This is a genomic window from Photobacterium sp. R1 (genome assembly GCF_054600795.1).
On the sequence record NZ_BAAHZP010000399.1, the window covers coordinates 1 to 294 of the forward strand.

Consider the following 294-nt stretch of genomic DNA (forward strand, 5'->3'; position numbering starts at 1 on the left):
CGAAAAACACCTGTTTAATCCGACCACGATTTCTCTGCTACAGCAATCCACCCGTGGCAAAGACTACAATCAGTTCAAGCAATACTGCCACGCCGTCGACAGCCAGGGTGACCACGCCGCCACTCTGCGCAGTCAGCTTCAGTTTGCTGTTGATACCAGCCGCAGCATCCCGCTGGATCAAGTCGAACCGGCCGAAAACATTCTCAAACGTTTTGCCACAGGTGCGATGAGCTTCGGTTCTATCTCCCATGAAGCGCACTCTACCCTGGCGGTGGCGATGAACCGTATCGGCGC

The 294-nt window shown here is 55.1% G+C and carries 1 protein-coding gene; it reads left to right on the forward strand.

Features of this window, described 5'->3' with window-relative positions; translation table 11 throughout:
- Positions 1-294, forward strand: a 294-nt coding sequence (locus ACYP03_RS25600) for a glutamate synthase-related protein (protein ID WP_459782619.1), incomplete at both ends; no start/stop codon positions are given.